We start from the raw sequence: 16,129 nt of genomic DNA on the forward strand, positions 1-16,129 counted from the left end.
CGGACGCCGCCTGCGGGCGGCGTCTTCGTTTCCACGGGGCAGCGGCGCACCCGACCCGGTTTAACGCCCGCTTCGGCATCATCCGCGGCATGGACATGGATACCCCCACCACCATTGCCGGCCCCGCCGGTCGCCTCGAGATCGCACTCGACCCCGCCGACGCCCCCGCGCGGCCGGTGCTGGCGATCGTCTGCCATCCGCTGCCGACCGAAGGCGGCACCATGCATAACAAGGTGGTGACGATGGCCGCGCGCGCCCTGCGCGAGTGCGGCATCGCCACCCTGCGCTTCAATTTCCGCGGGGTAGGGGCTTCGGACGGGGCCTTCGACGACGGCCGCGGCGAGCTGGACGACCTGCGCGCAGTCGCCGCCTGGGCGCGGCGACAGTTTCCGGAACATGCGCTGTGGCTGGCCGGTTTCAGCTTCGGGGCCTGGGTCTCGCTGCGCGGCGCGGCGGAGCTGGGCGCGGGTGCGCTGATCAGCATCGCGCCACCGGTCGGCCGCGGCTGGGACTTCGACGGGATCGTCCTGCCCGAGGTGCCGTGGCTGGTCATCCAGGGCCAGGCCGACGAAATCGTGGATGCCGCCGCGGTGCGGGCCTGGGTCGCCGGCCTGCCGCGGCCACCGCAGCTGGTGGAGATGCCGGACACCGGGCATTTCTTCCACCGCCGGCTGATGGACCTGCGCGGCGCGCTGAAGAACGGCATCCGCGACTGGCTGCCGCCCGTGGCTCCGGCATGAGCGGCGCAATTTTGCTTCCTTCCCAGCGCTATGCCGAGGGCGTGGCGCGCGGCGACTGGCTGGACGACCCCGCGCAACAGCCGGCCCTGCGCGCGCTCGACCGCCTCCAGCGCGAACTGCTGGCCAGCGCGCCCACCCCCGGACTGCTGGGCCGGCTGCTGGGCAACGGCCAGCGCGCTGCGCACGTGCGCGGGCTGTACCTGTGGGGCGGGGTGGGCCGCGGCAAGACCTTCCTGATCGACCTGTTCTTCGCCGGGCTGCCGCTGGCGCAGAAACGCCGCACCCACTTCCACCGCTTCATGCGCGAGGTGCACGAGGGCCTGCGCGCGCATGCCGGCGAGCGCGACCCGCTGGCGGCGATCGCGCGGCAGTGGCGGCAGGCGCTGCGGGTGCTGGTGCTCGACGAGTTCTTCGTCAGCGACATCGGCGACGCCATGCTGCTGGAGCGCCTGCTGGACCGCCTGTTCGCCGAGGGCGTGGTGCTGGTCACCAGCTCCAATAGCGCGCCGTCCGAGCTGTACAAGGGCGGCCTGCAGCGGGCGCGCTTCCTGCCGGCGATCGACCTCATCCAGCGCGAATGCGAGGTGATCGCGCTGGTGAGCGACACCGACTACCGCCTGCGCGCGCTCACCCGCTCGCCGGTGTACCGCACGCCGCTGGACGCCGACTCCGACGCCTGGCTGGAACAACGCTGGCACGAACTCGGCGGCGACGACCGCCAGCGCGATACCGAGCTCACCATCGACGGCCGCGCGATCCCGGTGCGCGCGCTCGCCCACGATATGGCCTGGTTCGATTTCAACGCGCTGTGCGAAGGCCCGCGCGGCACCACCGACTACATCGAGATCGCGCGCGAGTTCGCCACCGTGCTCCTCGGCGGCATCCCGCGCTTCGACGCCCTGCGCGACGACGCCGCGCGCCGCTTCGTCAACCTGATCGACGAGTTGTACGACCGCCACGTCAACCTGGTGTGCACCGCCGAAGCGCCGCCGATGGCGCTGTATGCCGGCGAGGACCTGGCCGGCCCGTTCGAGCGCACGTCCTCGCGCCTGACCGAGATGCAATCCACCGAATACCTGTCCCACGAGCACCACAGCGAATGAGCACACAGACTCCCGACGGCTCGCCGCTGGGCCGCGACACTGCCTACCCTTCCGCCTACGATCCCGGCCTGCTGTACCCGATCCCGCGCGCGCCGGCGCGCGCCCGGCTGGGCCTCGGCGCGGCGCTGCCCTTCGTTGGCCATGACCGCTGGCAGGCGTTCGAGCTGTCGTGGCTGGATGCGCGCGGCAAGCCCTGCGTGGCCACCGCCACCCTGCAGGTGCCGGCGGATTCGCCGCATCTGGTCGAATCGAAATCGCTGAAGCTCTACCTGAACTCGCTCAACGCCACCCGCTTCGAACATGCCGACGCCGTGCGCGCGCGGATCGAGGCCGACCTGTCCACCGCCGCGGGCGCGCCGGTCGCACTGGCGTTCGGGCTTGCACCGTTGCAGGAGGATGACGGCACGGCCATCAGCATCGACGGGCTGGACATCGCCATCGACCACTACGGCCCGCCGGATGCCGCGCTGCTGCAGGCGGACGCCACCACCGTGGTGGAGGAGACGCTCACCAGCGCGCTGCTGAAGTCCAACTGCCCGGTGACCGGCCAGCCCGACTGGGCCGACGTCAGCATCGCCTACCGCGGCCCGCGCCTCGACCGCGCCGGGCTGCTGCGCTACATCGTCAGCTTCCGCGAACACGCCGGCTTCCACGAGCAGTGCGTGGAGCAGCTCTTCGTCGATCTGCTCACGCGCTGCGCGCCGCAGTGGCTGTCGGTGGAAGCGCGCTACACCCGCCGCGGCGGGCTGGACATCAACCCCTGGCGCGGCAGCCCCGGCTGCACGCCGCCACCGCCGCGCCGCAGCCTGCGCCAGTGAACGCGGTCGCGCGCATCGCCATCCTGCTGCCGGCACTGGCCGCGCTGCCGGCGGGCTGCCAGCGCGCGACGCCGCCGGCCGCCACTGGCACCGCTGCCGTACCTGCCCGCCCCGTCGCGCCGCCGGCGCCCGCCAGCGGCGCGCGCATCACGCGCCTGGAGCTCGGCAACGCGGTGGATGCGCAGGGCCAGGTGGTGCAGCCGCTGGTGCGGTTCGCGCCGCGCGACACCTTCCACGCCAGCATCGAACTGGTGCTGCCGGATGCCGCTGCGCACGCGCTGGACGCGCGCTGGACCTACCTCGACACCCGCCAGACCGTGCTCGAGGAACGCAAGCCGGTGGCCGGGCCCGGGCGCGTGCTGACCACCCTGCAGCTCAGCAAACCGGATGCCTGGCCGGACGGCCAGTACCGCCTGGAGTTGCTGCTCGACGGCCAGCTGGCGCAGGCGCGGGTCTTCGAGGTGGCCGCCGCCGCGCCGTGAGCGCGCGTTTCCGCGCCCGCATGGATGCGCGACAATGGCGGCTTCCCCAGCGTCCGCGAGCCGCCATGTCCAAGATCCTCTACACCCTGACCGACGAGGCCCCGTTCCTCGCCACCGCCAGCTTCCTGCCGATCGTGCAGGCGTATGCGCAGACCGCCGGGGTGGCGGTGGAAACCCGCGACATCTCGCTGGCGGCGCGCATCCTGGCGCAGTTCCCGGAGCGGCTGGACGACAAGGCGGTGGCCGACGACCTGCACGCGCTGGGCGAACTGGCGAAGACCCCCGAAGCCAACATCATCAAACTGCCCAACATCAGCGCCTCGATCCCGCAGCTGAAGGCGGCGATCGCCGAACTGCAGGCGCAGGGCTTCCCGCTGCCGGACTACCCCGACGCACCGCAAAGCGATGCGGAGAAGGACATCAAGGCGCGCTACGACCGGGTCAAGGGCAGCGCGGTGAACCCGGTGCTGCGCGAAGGCAATTCCGACCGCCGCGCGCCGAAGGCGGTGAAGGCCTATGCGCGCAAGCATCCGCACAAGCTGGCGGCGTGGTCGGCCGACAGCGGCGCGCACGTGGCGCACATGGACGATGGCGATTTCTACGGCAGCGAGCAGTCCGTGACCATGCCCGCCGCCGGCAGCGTGCGGATCGAGTTCACCAGCGCCACCGGCAGCCGCTTCCCGCTGCGCGCGCCGGTGCCGGTGCAGGCGGGCGAGATGCTGGACGCCAGCGTGATGCGCGCCGACCGCCTGGCCGCCTTCGTGGATGCCCAGATCGAAGACGCCAAGGCGCGCGGGGTGCTGTTCTCGCTGCACCTGAAGGCGACCATGATGAAGGTGTCCGACCCGATCATGTTCGGCATCGTGGTGCGCCGCTTCTACGCCCCGGTGCTGGAGAAGCACGCCGCGACGCTGGAGCGCATCGGCTTCGACCCCAATAACGGCATCGGCGATCTGTACGCGCGCCTGCCGCAGCTGGACGGCGCAACCCGCGCGCAGATCGAGGCCGACATCGCCGCGCTGTATGCGCAGCGCCCGCCACTTGCGATGGTGAACTCCGACAAGGGCATCACCAACCTGCACGTGCCTTCCGACGTGATCGTGGATGCCTCGATGCCGGCGATGATCCGCGACGGCGGGCGTATGTGGAACGCGCAGGGCCAGCTGCAGGACGCCAAGGCGGTGATCCCGGATCGTTGCTATGCCGGCATCTACCAGGCCGTGATCGACGACTGCAAGGCGCACGGCGCGTTCGACCCGGCGACCATGGGCAGCGTGTCCAACGTCGGCCTGATGGCGCAGGCGGCCGAGGAATACGGCAGCCACGACAAGACCTTCCAGATCACCGCCGACGGCGTGGTGCAGGTGCTGGACGAGGCCGGCCATGTGCTGATGGAACATGCGGTCAAGGCCGGCGACATCTGGCGCATGTGCCAGACCAAGGACGCGCCGATCCGCGACTGGGTGAAGCTGGCCGTCACCCGCGCGCGCCTGAGCAACACCCCCGCGGTGTTCTGGCTGGACCCGCAGCGCGCGCACGACCGCCACCTGATCGCCAAGGTCGAACGCTACCTGGGCGAGCACGACACCACCGGTCTGGACATCCGCATCCTGGCGCCGGTGGAGGCGATGAAGCTCTCGCTCGCGCGCATCCGCGCCGGCCAGGACACCATCTCGGTGACCGGCAACGTGCTGCGCGACTACCTCACCGACCTGTTCCCGATCCTGGAGCTGGGCACCAGCGCGAAGATGCTCTCGATCGTGCCGTTGTTGGCCGGCGGTGGCCTGTTCGAGACCGGTGCCGGCGGCAGCGCGCCCAAGCACGTGCAGCAGTTCCTGGAAGAAAACTACCTGCGCTGGGATTCGCTGGGCGAGTTCCTGGCGCTGGCGGCCTCGCTGGAGCATCTGGCCAACGCCACCGGCAACGCCCGCGCGCAGGTGCTGGCGGACGCGCTGGACGCGGCCACTGCCACCTTCCTGGACAACGACAGATCGCCGGGCCGCAAGCTGGGTACCATTGATAATCGCGGCAGTCATTTCTACCTGGCCCTGTACTGGGCGCAGGCGCTGGCCGCGCAAACCACCGATGCCGCGCTGGCGGAGACCTTCGCGCCGCTGGCCCGGCGGCTGGCGGAGTTCGAGGCGAAGATCGTCGAGGAGCTCATCGCGGTGCAGGGCAAGCCGGTGGACATCGGCGGCTATTACCGCCCGGACATGGCCAGGCTGTCCGCCGCGATGCGTCCCAGCACCACCTTCAATGCGGCGCTGGCCACGCTCTGAGCGGCCGCGCCGCGCGCCGGCCAGCGCGCCCGCCGCGGGTTCAGGCGCGCACGTCGAGCAGGGTGCCCAGCAGGGCATCCTGCGTGCGCAGCACCTTCAAGTTGGCCTGGAACGCGTAGGTGGCCGCGCGCGCATCGACCAGCGCGCCTTCCAGCCCGGACGCCGACGCATCGCTCCGCAGGGACGTGGAAACCCCGCCGGTTGCCCTGTCGGCCTGCTCCACCCGGGGGCCGGCCGCCTCCGCCAGCGGCTGGCGGGCGATCACGGAGGCCGCCGCATCCAGCTGCCGCTGCGCGGCCTGCAGCCCGCTTGAAGCCGTGGTGGATACCGACATGACGCGTTTCTCCGGCGTGCTCTCGGCTGGCAGTCTGCGCCCGGGCCGCAGCCATGACCGTGCCGGCGGTCACGGATGCCGCATCGCAGGCACCGGCCAGGGCGGACGCGGATGCTGATCGCCTTCAACAAACCCTACGGCGTGCTGTGCCAGTTCACCGACCGCAGCGCCAGCCCGCGGCCGACGCTGGCGGGGTTCGGCCTGCCCGCGGGCGTGTATCCCGCCGGGCGCCTGGATTTCGATTCCGAAGGCTTGCTGCTGCTGACCGATGACGGCGGCCTGGCGCACCGCCTGACCGACCCCCGCCACAAGCAGCCCAAGACCTACTGGGTGCAGGTGGAGGGCACCCCGGGCGAAGCCCAGTTGCAGCAGCTGCGCGAGGGCGTGCGGCTCAGCGATGGGCCCACCCGCCCGGCCCGCGCACGCCTGTTGGCCGCGCCGGCGCTGTGGCCGCGCGACCCGCCGGTGCGCTTCCGCAAAACAGTGCCGGATGCCTGGCTGGAACTGGAACTGCGCGAAGGCCGCAACCGCCAGGTGCGGCGGATGACCGCGGCGGTCGGCCTGCCGACCCTGCGCCTGGTGCGGGTGGCGATCGGTCCGCACCGCCTGCAGGGGTTGCAGCCCGGGGAGTGGCGGGAACTGGCCTCGGCCTGAATGCGCTATCCGCCACGTGCGGGCTCTGCTAGCGTAGCCCTCCAGCCCGGCAAGGAGCCTGCAGGATGCCGCACCAGATCGCCCGCACCGGCCGCATCCTGATCGTAACGGCCCAGCCTCCGAGTTGCCCGGCGTGTGCACTGCTGGGCGAAAACGGCCATGAGGTAATGCGCGCCGCGGATGCCGAACAGGCACTCGCGCTGGCGCAGGCGCAACCGCCGGACCTGATCCTGCTGGACCTGCCGATTCCCGGCACCACGGCGGTCGAACTGCTGCACGGGCTGCATGCGACCGCGGCACTACAGGCCGTGCCAATCATCGTGCTGACCGCCACTCCCGACCAGACCCGGCTGTTGCGCGCCTTCGATGCCGGCGCGGTGGACTATATCGGCCAGCCGTGCAGCGCCGAGGAACTGCTGGCACGGGTGCAGGTGCACCTGCGGCTGAAGCTGACCCGCGACCGCCTGGAGCAGGTGGCGCGCGAGCGCCAGGCGCTGGTCACCCTGGTCGCGCACGACCTCAAGAATCCGCTGACCAGCGTGCTGTTCGCCTGCGAGATGCTGGCCCAGCCCGACTGCCGGCCGGAACGCGCGCCACGCTACCTGCAGATCATCGAGGACAGCACCCGCGAGGCGCTGACCTACATCCACGACTACCTCGACACCCAGGCCAACCCCGCGCGCGCCGGCGGCGCAGCGTCCGGGGGCTGTGCCCACCTCGGCGAGACCCTGCACTGGCTGGCGGCCCGCTACGAACTGCAGCTGGAGGCGCACGGCCTGCGCCTGCGGGTACAGCCGCCGGAGACCGAGGCCTGCGTGGCGATCAGCCGCCAGGTGCTGCGCCAGGTGGGCGAGAACCTGATCAGCAACGCGCTCAAGTACGCCCGCGGCGGCGGCGAGCTGGAGCTGGTGGCGCGCGCCGGTGCCCCCGGCTACTGGCAGGTGGTGGCGCAGGACCGCGGCCCCGGCGTGCCGGCGTTCTTCCAGCCGCGGCTGTTCCAGCCGTTCGAACGCCTGCGCGGGAACGGCGAAGACCCCGGCCACTCCAATGGGTTGGGGCTGGCGCTGGCGCGCCAGATCGTGGTCAATGCCGGCGGGCAGCTGTGGTACGAGGACCGCGAAGGCGGCGGCGCGCGATTCCTGCTGGAGTTGCCCGAAGCCCGCTGCGAGTCGCGCTGCAACTGAGCAGGGCGCACCCGGCCGGATGCGCGCGTGCAGCGCGCCGCTGCGCACGCATTGGCGATCCCACCCGCGGTCACTAATATGCGCGGGCCGCCGGGATTGGCGGCGCATACCCATACACAAGGAGTTGCACATGAAGAAGTCCCTGATGCTGGCCTGCGCGCTGGCCCTGTCCGTCCTGTCGGCCTCCGCCTTCGCCGGAGACGGGTTCGTTCGCGCCGAAGTCGGCCAGAGCAAGGTCAAGGGCAGCCTCGACGGCGGCGACAGCGCGCATGACGATGACACCGCCTACTCGCTGCGCGGCGGCTACTGGTTCAATTCGAATTTCGCCGTGGAAGGCAACTACAGCCGCTTCTACGACCAGACCCTGTACAACGATGGCGTGGACTATGCGAAGGGCAAGCTGTCCTCGATCGGCCTCGGCGTGGTGGTCAAGGAACACGCGACCCCGACCGACCTCGGCTTCTTCGTGCAGCTGCGCGGCGGCATCGCCCGCGGCAAGCTCTCGGTCAACTCCTCGCTGGGCAACGGCAGCGCGACCTCGACCAAGCCGTACTACGGCATCGGCGCCGGCTACGACTTCAGCAAGACCTTCGGCGTCAGCCTGAACTACGACCACAACCAGGGCTCGGGCGACGGCCTGCGCATCAGCGCCAACACCCTGTCGCTGGGCCTGGAAGCGCGCTTCTGAACCAACCTCCTTCCCCAAGGAGTTGGAGTACGACTGCCGCCGCAAGGCGGCAGTCGTGTTTTCGGGGCCGGCTACAGTCGATTCGGCCACGGTTTCAGGGTGCGGGCTTAAGCTCGGCGGCCGTCCCATCCATGTGACCGGATCCTGTCCATGCGCCAGCCGTTCGTCCTCGCCTGCATCGCCACCCTGCTGGCCGCCTGCGCCAGCACGCCCAAGGCCCCGCCCGTGGCCGCGCCGGCTACGACCACACCCGCCGTATCGGTGCCGCCGCTGAAGATCGGGCTGGCGCTGGGCGGTGGCGCCGCCAAGGGCTTCGCCCACATCGGCGTGATCAAGATGCTGGAGGCCAACGGCATCCAGCCGGCGGTGGTGGCCGGCACCAGCGCCGGCAGCGTGGTCGGCGCGCTGTATGCCGGCGGCATGGATGCCTACGCGCTGCAGCAGAAGGCGGTGGCGCTGGACGAGGCCAGCATCCGCGACGTCAGCCTGTTCTCGGGTGGGCTGGTGAAGGGGCAGAAGCTGCAGGACTACGTGAACGCGCAGCTCGACGGCCGTTCCTTCGCGCGCCTGAAGAAGCCGTTCGCCGCGGTCGCCACGCGCCTGGAGGATGGCCAGCGCACGGTGTTCGTGCGCGGCAACGTCGGCCAGGCGGTGCGCGCCTCCAGCGCCATCCCCGGGGTGTTTGAAGCGGTGGCGATCGACAAATACCACTACGTGGACGGAGGCGTGGTCAGCCCGGTGCCGGTGGACGCCGCGCGCGAGCTGGGCGCCGACATCGTGATCGCGGTGGACATCTCCACCAAGCCCACCGGCAGCGCCGATGCCGGCAGCCTGCTCGGCAACGTCAACCGCAGCATCGCGATCATGGGCCAGAAGCTGGGCGCGGCCGAGCTGGCGCGCGCCGACGTGGTGATCCGCCCCGCGGTGAACGACATCGGCCCGGCGGATTTCGCGGCCCGCAACCGCGCGATCCTGGAAGGCGAGCGCGCCGCCCAGGCCGCGCTGCCGCAGATCCGCGCGAAGATCGCCGCGATGCAGGCGCAGCGCCTGGCGCAGGCCCGCGCGCAGGCCGAGGCGCGCGCAGCGCAGCAGCGCGAGGCCGAGCGCAAGGCCCGCTGCGCGCAGCAAAGCGGCTGGCTGGACAAGTGGCGGCGCGATCCGGACTGCCGCGCCAACTGACCGTCGCCACCATTCCCGATCCGCCTTCACGCCATTTGAATCGCACGCGGGCAAGGCTGGAGGCCCTGCAGCGATCGGGAGTCGACCATGGGCGATCACACCCCGGCCAGCGGGCCGGATTTCGGCCGCGGCATCGCCATCTCCGCGATTCCCGATGACGGCGTGCTCGCCGGGCAAGTGGACGGCCAGCGGGTCCTGCTGGCGCGCGTGGGCGGAGCCCTGCATGCGGTCTCGGGCAGCTGCAGCCACTACGGCGCGCCGCTGGGCGAGGGCCTGCGGGTGGGCGATGAAATCCGCTGCCCGTGGCACCACGCCTGCTTCGACCTGCGCAATGGCCGCGCCGTGCATGCCCCGGCGTTCGCACCGCTGGCCTGCTGGCAGGTGGAGGTGCGCGACGGCATGGCCTACGTGCGCGCCGCGTCGTCGCCCGCACCCGAGGCCGCAACGGCGGTGGAGGTCGCGCCGCGCAAGGTGGTGATCGTCGGCGGCGGTGCGGCCGGGTATGCCTGCGCGCGCCGCCTGCGCGAGCGCGGCTTCGGCGGCAGCATCGCGCTGCTTAGCGAAGACCGCGCGCCGCCGGTGGATCGGCCCAACCTGTCCAAGGACTACCTCGCCGGCAATGCGCCGGCGGACTGGATCCCGCTGCAGGCGCCCGAGGAATACGCCGCGCAAGGGATCGCGCTGCACCTGGGCTGCACGGTCGCGGCGCTGGACCCGGGCGCGCGCCAGGTCCGCTGCGCCGACGGCGCGGTGTTCGACTACGACGCGCTGCTGCTGGCCACCGGCGCCGAGCCGGTGCGCCTGCCCGGCTTCGATGCGCCCAACGTGTTCACCCTGCGCAGCCTGGCCGATGCCGATGCGCTGCTGGCCGCGCTGGATGGCGCGCGCACGCTGGCGATCGTCGGTGCCGGGTTCATCGGGCTGGAAGCAACCGGCGCGCTGCGCAGCCGCGGGCTGGAGGTGCACGTGGTCGCGCCCGAGGCGCTGCCGCTGGCCGGCCTGCTGGGCGATGCGCTGGCGGCCAACCTGCTGGCCCGGCAGTGCGCGCAGGGCATCGTGTTCCACCTTGGCTGCAAGACCGAAGGTTTCGATGGCCGCACGCTACGGCTGTCGGATGGCAGCACGCTGGCGGTGGACGCGGTGCTGCTCGGGGTCGGGGTGAAGCCACGCACCGCGCTGGCCCAGGCGGCCGGCCTCGCGGTGGAGGACGGCATCCGGGTGGATGCCGGGCTGCGCACCTCGGCGCCCGGGGTGTACGCCGCCGGCGACGCGGCGTGCTATCCGCATGCCGATGGCTGGGCGCGGGTGGAGCACTGGGTGCATGCCCAGCGCCAGGGCCAGGCGGTGGCCGATGCGATGCTGGGCGACGAGGTGGCCTACGCAGTGCCGCCGTTCTTCTGGACCCACCAGGCCGACATCGAGCTGCGCTACGTCGGCCACGGCCGCGGTTGGGACAACCTGGAGCTGGACGGCGATCCCGCCGCCGGCGACTGCCTGGTGCGCTACTACCGTGGCGGACAACTGGTGGCCGCCGCCGCGATCGGCCGCGACCGCGCGCTGCTGGAACTGGAGGCGACGCTGGCCGGCGCGCGGTGATGGCCCGGTGACCGCGGCCTGCCGGCTGGGCCTTACGCCTCCGGCACCAAGGCCTGCGCACGCTTGACCGTGCGCAGCACGAAGCTGGTGTTGACGTCGGCCACCTCGGCCTGCGCCAGCAGTTTGTCCAGCAGGAAGCGTGAGAAATGCTCGAGGTCGCGCACCACCACCTGCAGCAGGTAGTCCATGTCGCCGGTCAGGGCGTGGCAGGCCACAATCTCCGGCCAGCCGTTCACCTGTTCGGCGAACACCGCGATGCGCGCCGCGTCGTGGCTCTTCAGCTGCACCCGGACGAACGCCTGCAGGCCCAGGCCGAGCTTTTCCGGATCGACCTCGGCGCGGTAGCCGGCGATCACCCCGGCGCGCTCCAGCCGCTGCACCCGGCGCAGGCAGGCCGAGGGCGACAGGTGCACGCGCTCGGCCAGCTCGGCATTGGTCTGGCGCGCCGCGCGCTGGAGTTCCGCCAGCAGCAACAGGTCGATCCGATCCAGCGAATACCCGGACATTTTCTCCACCATTCCACGTTCATACGCAATTATATTGCGCGTATTTCCGATATCTGCGCAACAACGCAGACATCTTGCGCCGCCCGCGGCTTAGGCTGGAAGGCCCAAGCCGCCTGCCGGATCCGCCATGTCCGCCCTGCCCACGCCCCGCCGCCTCGAGAACATCCAGACCGACCGCGGATCGCTGCCGGTCTACGCCACCGGCACCGTGGAGCAGCCGTGGGAGAGCTACACCGCCACCGACCACGACGTGTGGCGCCGGCTGTACGCGCGCCAGCGCGAGATCCTGCCCGGCCGCGCCTGCGATGCCTTCCTGCGCGCGCAGGACACGATGGGGATGACGCCCGACCGCATCCCGAAGTTCTCCGATCTCAACGCGGCGCTGGGCGCGGCCACCGGCTGGCAGATCGTCGGGGTGGAAGGGCTGCTGCCGGAGCTGGATTTCTTCACCCATCTCGCCCATCGCCGCTTCCCGGTGAGCTGGTGGATCCGCCGCCCCGACCAGATCGACTACATCGAGGAACCCGATCTCTTCCACGACCTGTTCGGGCACGTGCCGCTGCTGATGGACCCGCTGTTCGCCGACTACCTGGAGGCCTACGGCAAGGGCGGCGTGAAGGCGCACGCGATTGGCCCGGACGCGCTGATGCAGCTGGCGCGGCTGTACTGGTACACGGTGGAGTTCGGGCTGATCCGCCAGCCCGACGGCCTGCGCATCTACGGCGCCGGCATCGTCAGCTCCAAGGGCGAATCCATCCACTGCCTGGAATCCGCGGCGCCGAACCGGATCGGCTTCGACCTGGAGCGGGTGATGCGCACGCGCTACCGCATCGACACCTTCCAGAAGACCTACTTCGTGATCGACAGCTTCGAACAGCTGATGGACGCGACGCGGCCGGACTTCACCCCGATCTATGCGCGCCTGGCCGGGCAGGACACGATCCCGGCCGGCAGCGTGCTGCCCACCGACCACGTGTTCCAGCGCGGCAGCGGCGAAGGCTGGGCCAACGGCGGCGACGTGTGACGCCGGCGCGGGGGAGCCGGGCAGCCGCGCCTGCTACAATGCGCCCCGTCATTGGGGAGTAGCCTCCCGTCCGCGCGACGGGGCTTGCGTCAACATACTCGGCCAGCCGGCCGTGGCGCAGGCAGGTTCCCGTGCTTGGCAAGACCTTTGACCACAGCGCCTCCATCCGTGGCCGGGGAGGCGTCGTGGTCATGCGTCCGTGATCCGGCCCGGGAGTACCGATGGAATCCCTGTTCGTCCCCGCCGCCGTGGTCGCCCTGGCCGAGATCGGCGACAAGACCCAGTTGCTCGCCTTCCTGCTCGCCGCGCGCTTCAAGAAGCCGCTGCCGATCGTGCTCGGCATCCTCGCAGCAACCCTGGTCAACCACGGCCTCGCCGGCGCGCTCGGCGCGTGGATCACAAGCGCGCTCGACCCGGCGGTGCTGCGCTGGGTGCTGGGCCTGTCCTTCCTCGGCATGGCGGCGTGGACCCTGGTGCCGGACAAGATCGAAGACGAGGAAACCCGGATCGCGCAACGCTTCGGTGTGTTCGGCGCCACCCTGGTGACCTTTTTCCTCGCGGAAATGGGCGACAAGACCCAGGTCGCCACGGTGGCGATGGCCGCGCACTACGCCTCGCCGCTGGGGGTGGTGATCGGCACCACGGCCGGCATGCTGGTGGCGGACGTGCCCGCGGTGTTCCTCGGCGACAAGCTGGCCCATCGCATCCCGATGCGCCTGGTGCACGCGGTGGCCGCGGTGATCTTCGCCCTGCTCGGCCTCGCCACCCTGCTCGGGGCGGGCGCGCGCTTCGGGTTCTGAGCCCTCGTCGCGGCGCGGCACCCCGCTATCCTTGGCGCATGGACAGTTCCCGGTTCGATCTGGCCTCCCCCGCGGCGTGGTGGCGGTGGGCGCGGCAGTGGCGCAAGACCCGGCTGGTGGACGGCATCGACCGCATCGCGGTGCTCGAGCACGTCCACGAGGGCGGCCGTGCCGGTCCGCGCTATGCCTTCATGGTGGTGATGTCCTGCGGCATCGCCACCCTCGGCCTGCTGCAGAACTCCGCCGCGGTCATCATCGGCGCGATGCTGATCTCGCCGCTGATGGGGCCGATCATCGAGCTGGGCATGGGCCTGGCCACCTTCGACCTGCGCACCGTGCGCGAATCGCTGGGATCGCTGGCGATCGGCATCGGGCTGGCGCTGGCGATCGCGATCGGCATCGTCTGGCTCTCGCCGCTGCAGGCGGCGACCAGCGAAATCCTGGCGCGCACCCGGCCCACCCTGTTCGACCTGCTGGTGGCGGTGCTGTCCGGCCTGGCCGGCGCCTACGCCACGGTCACCCGCAAGGGCGAGACCATCGTCGGGGTGGCGATCGCCACCGCGCTGATGCCGCCGCTGGCGGTGGTCGGCTTCGGGATCGCGGTGGCGAACTGGGACGTGGCCGGCGGCGCCGCCTTCCTGTTCATGACCAACCTGCTGGCGATCGCGCTGTCGGTCACCATCGTCGCGCGCTGGTATGGCTTCGGTGGCGCGGATACCCCCAAGCAGACGGTCTGGCAGGCGATCCTGATCGTGACCGTGTTCGTGCTGCTGTCGGTGCCGCTCGGCCTTGCGCTCAAGCGGATCGCGCAGCAATCGCAGGTCCAGCTCACCGTGCGCAACACCCTCCAGCAGGCCGTCGCCGCGGCCAACGGCCGGATTTCCGCGCTGCGGGTGGAGGCCAATGACGAGAGCATCGGCGTGGATGCGGTGATCATGGTGCCGCACCATGTCGGCGGCCTGGAGGCCACGCTGCAAGGCCAGCTGGAGGCGCAGCTGGGCAGGCAGGCCGTCGTGCACATCCGCGAGGTGCTGACCTCGGACGACGCCAGTTTCGCGCGCCAGCAAGGCACCCTGGCCGAACTCCAGCGCAGCGTGCTGGCCTTGCAGGATGCCGAGAACCTGCGCCTGCAGCGCCAGCAGGCGGCGCAGGATACGCGGATGCAGCTCATCCAGGCCTTGCTGCCCTACCTGGGCCGCCTGGAACGCAGCGAGGACGGGGCCCGCTGGGAGTTCCGGCTGGCGGCGGATGCCCGCGTGCCGCCGCTTCGCGCGCAGCAGATGGAGCGCGACCTGGCCAGGCAACGCAAGGATGGCGCCGCGCCGCTGGTGGTGATCCCCGCGCTGCAGACCCTGCCCGCCATTCCGATGGCCAGCGGCAACGCCCGCGAAGCGGCGCCCGATGCGAACGGACAGGCGGCGCTGGACGCGCAGGCGTGGGCACTGGAGCGCTGGCAGGCCGGACGCGTGGATGTACTCCTCGTCGGCCGCGATGCCACTGCGCTCGATCACTGGGACGATGCCGCACGCGCCGCGCTGGCGGCCCATCATCTGCAGGTGGGCGAGGTCACCCGGCGCCGCGGCAGCCCCGCCGTGTTGCAGCTGCGTCCTGCTTCGGAATGAGCCTGTGCGTGCGACATCGGCGACAATGCGCGCCTCCGTACCCGCCGAGGCCGTGCCCATGACGCAAGCCCAGATCTCGCTGACCCGCTTTTTGATCGAGGAACAGCGCGCCGGCCGCATCACTCCCGAACTGCGGCTGCTGGTGGAAGTGGTGGCACGCGCCTGCAAGCGCATCTCCATCGCGGTGGGCAAGGGCGCGCTGGGCGGGGTGCTGGGCGACGCCGGCGAGGCCGGGCAGGCCAGCATCAACGTGCAGGGCGAGGCGCAGAAGAAGCTGGACGTGCTCTCCAACGAAATCCTGCTGGAAGCCAATGCCTGGGGCGGCCACCTGGCCGGGCTGGCCTCGGAGGAGATGGACCACAGCCAGCCGATCCCCGATGTGTACCCGCGCGGCAACTACCTGCTGCTGTTCGATCCGCTGGACGGCAGCTCCAACATCGACGTGAACGTCTCGGTGGGCACCATCTTCTCGGTGCTGCGCTGCCCGGAAGGCGTGACCACCCCAGGCGACGAACATTTCCTGCAGCCCGGCACCGCGCAGGTGGCGGCCGGCTACTGCGTGTACGGCCCGCAGACCACGCTGGTCCTCACCGTCGGCCACGGCACCCACGCCTTCACCCTGGACCGCGAGGTAGGCAGCTTCGTGCTGACCGTGCGCGGCATGCGCATCCCGGAGGAAACCAAGGAATTCGCGGTCAACATGTCCAACCAGCGCTTCTGGGAGCCGCCGATGCAGGCGTACGTCGGCGACCTGCTGCGGGGCAAGGACGGCCCGCGCGGCAAGGACTTCAACATGCGCTGGGTGGCCAGCATGGTGGCCGACGTGCACCGCATCCTGACCCGCGGCGGCATCTTCAGCTATCCGCTGGACAGCAAGTGCGCGCCCAAGGGCGGCAAGCTGCGGCTGATGTACGAGGCCAACCCGATGGCCTTCCTGGTCGAACAGGCCGGCGGCGCCGCCAGCACCGGACGGACGCGCATGCTGGAGGTGCAGCCCACCGGCCTGCACATGCGGGTGCCGGTGTTCCTGGGTTCGAAGGCCGAAGTGGAGGCCGCGGTGGCCTACCACCTGCGGCATGACGCCGCCGCCGGCTGATCCCGGCGCGACAGAACCGGGCGG

The 16,129-nt window shown here is 71.1% G+C and carries 16 protein-coding genes and 1 riboswitch; of the genes, 14 read left to right on the forward strand and 2 right to left on the reverse strand.

Annotated features, from left to right (window positions below; genetic code table 11):
• Positions 1-89: 89 nt before the first annotated feature.
• The 5 genes from EDC34_RS03715 to EDC34_RS03735 all read left to right on the forward strand — a co-directional run bounded on the left by EDC34_RS03715 (position 90) and on the right by EDC34_RS03735 (position 5,422).
• Entirely contained in the window at positions 90-740 is a 651-nt protein-coding gene (locus tag EDC34_RS03715) for an alpha/beta hydrolase (RefSeq protein ID WP_114959485.1), read from the forward strand.
• Complete coding sequence (gene zapE / locus EDC34_RS03720) at positions 737-1,843, forward strand: cell division protein ZapE (RefSeq protein ID WP_114959484.1); 1,107 nt, start codon at positions 737-739, stop codon at positions 1,841-1,843. The genes EDC34_RS03715 and zapE overlap by 4 nt, the downstream gene beginning before the upstream one ends.
• Positions 1,840-2,661: an NADPH-dependent 7-cyano-7-deazaguanine reductase QueF gene (gene queF / locus EDC34_RS03725; protein WP_114959483.1), complete on the forward strand. Its 822-nt coding sequence runs from the start codon at positions 1,840-1,842 to the stop codon at positions 2,659-2,661. Before zapE ends, queF begins: the two co-directional genes overlap by 4 nt.
• Positions 2,658-3,143, forward strand: a complete 486-nt coding sequence (locus EDC34_RS03730; RefSeq protein WP_114959482.1) for a hypothetical protein — start codon at positions 2,658-2,660, stop codon at positions 3,141-3,143. The genes queF and EDC34_RS03730 overlap by 4 nt, the downstream gene beginning before the upstream one ends.
• A 65-nt stretch (positions 3,144-3,208) precedes the next feature.
• Entirely contained in the window at positions 3,209-5,422 is a 2,214-nt protein-coding gene (locus EDC34_RS03735) for an NADP-dependent isocitrate dehydrogenase (RefSeq protein ID WP_114959481.1), read from the forward strand.
• Between the two features lie 40 nt (positions 5,423-5,462).
• Here EDC34_RS03735 and EDC34_RS12215 read toward each other — a convergent pair whose 3' ends face one another.
• On the reverse strand, positions 5,463-5,756 hold the full coding sequence (locus EDC34_RS12215; RefSeq protein WP_162797670.1) for a flagellar basal body rod protein: 294 nt from the start codon (positions 5,754-5,756) through the stop codon (positions 5,463-5,465).
• Between the two features lie 111 nt (positions 5,757-5,867).
• On the opposite strand from EDC34_RS12215, the gene EDC34_RS03745 reads away from it, so the two are divergent.
• The 5 genes from EDC34_RS03745 to EDC34_RS03765 all read left to right on the forward strand — a co-directional run bounded on the left by EDC34_RS03745 (position 5,868) and on the right by EDC34_RS03765 (position 11,057).
• Complete coding sequence (locus tag EDC34_RS03745) at positions 5,868-6,410, forward strand: pseudouridine synthase (protein ID WP_114959479.1); 543 nt, start codon at positions 5,868-5,870, stop codon at positions 6,408-6,410.
• 65 nt (positions 6,411-6,475) lie between these two features.
• The gene (locus EDC34_RS03750; protein WP_114959478.1) at positions 6,476-7,594 is read left to right on the forward strand and encodes a hybrid sensor histidine kinase/response regulator; all 1,119 of its coding nucleotides are present in this window, start codon (positions 6,476-6,478) and stop codon (positions 7,592-7,594) included.
• A gap of 130 nt (positions 7,595-7,724) precedes the next feature.
• Positions 7,725-8,282, forward strand: a complete 558-nt coding sequence (locus EDC34_RS03755; protein WP_162797669.1) for a porin family protein — start codon at positions 7,725-7,727, stop codon at positions 8,280-8,282.
• A 150-nt stretch (positions 8,283-8,432) separates the two neighbouring features.
• Complete coding sequence (locus tag EDC34_RS03760) at positions 8,433-9,461, forward strand: patatin-like phospholipase family protein (protein ID WP_114959476.1); 1,029 nt, start codon at positions 8,433-8,435, stop codon at positions 9,459-9,461.
• Positions 9,462-9,548: 87 nt separating this feature from the next.
• Positions 9,549-11,057, forward strand: a complete 1,509-nt coding sequence (locus EDC34_RS03765; protein WP_114959475.1) for an FAD-dependent oxidoreductase — start codon at positions 9,549-9,551, stop codon at positions 11,055-11,057.
• Between the two features lie 32 nt (positions 11,058-11,089).
• Here the strand turns inward: EDC34_RS03765 and EDC34_RS03770 are convergent, their stop codons facing one another.
• The gene (locus EDC34_RS03770) at positions 11,090-11,575 is read right to left on the reverse strand and encodes an Lrp/AsnC family transcriptional regulator (RefSeq protein WP_425477438.1); all 486 of its coding nucleotides are present in this window, start codon (positions 11,573-11,575) and stop codon (positions 11,090-11,092) included.
• Between the two features lie 115 nt (positions 11,576-11,690).
• Between EDC34_RS03770 and phhA the strand changes: the two genes are divergently transcribed.
• The 4 genes from phhA (at position 11,691) to EDC34_RS03790 (ending at position 16,105) form a co-directional block, all read left to right on the forward strand.
• Positions 11,691-12,587 carry a phenylalanine 4-monooxygenase gene (phhA, locus tag EDC34_RS03775; protein WP_114959474.1) on the forward strand — a complete coding sequence of 299 codons (897 nt, stop codon included), beginning with the start codon at positions 11,691-11,693 and terminating at the stop codon, positions 12,585-12,587.
• 35 nt (positions 12,588-12,622) lie between these two features.
• A riboswitch (yybP-ykoY riboswitch) is annotated at positions 12,623-12,807 on the forward strand.
• A 1-nt stretch (position 12,808) separates the two neighbouring features.
• The gene (locus EDC34_RS03780; protein WP_114959473.1) at positions 12,809-13,387 is read left to right on the forward strand and encodes a TMEM165/GDT1 family protein; all 579 of its coding nucleotides are present in this window, start codon (positions 12,809-12,811) and stop codon (positions 13,385-13,387) included.
• Between the two features lie 38 nt (positions 13,388-13,425).
• A complete protein-coding gene (locus EDC34_RS03785; RefSeq protein WP_114959472.1) occupies positions 13,426-15,009 on the forward strand; it encodes a DUF389 domain-containing protein in 1,584 nt (527 codons plus the stop codon).
• A gap of 58 nt (positions 15,010-15,067) precedes the next feature.
• Positions 15,068-16,105, forward strand: coding sequence for a class 1 fructose-bisphosphatase (locus EDC34_RS03790; protein WP_114959471.1), 1,038 nt, complete (start codon positions 15,068-15,070; stop codon positions 16,103-16,105).
• Positions 16,106-16,129 lie beyond the last annotated feature (24 nt).

This window comes from Thermomonas haemolytica, assembly GCF_004346265.1.
Classification (GTDB): Bacteria; Pseudomonadota; Gammaproteobacteria; order Xanthomonadales; family Xanthomonadaceae; genus Thermomonas; species Thermomonas haemolytica.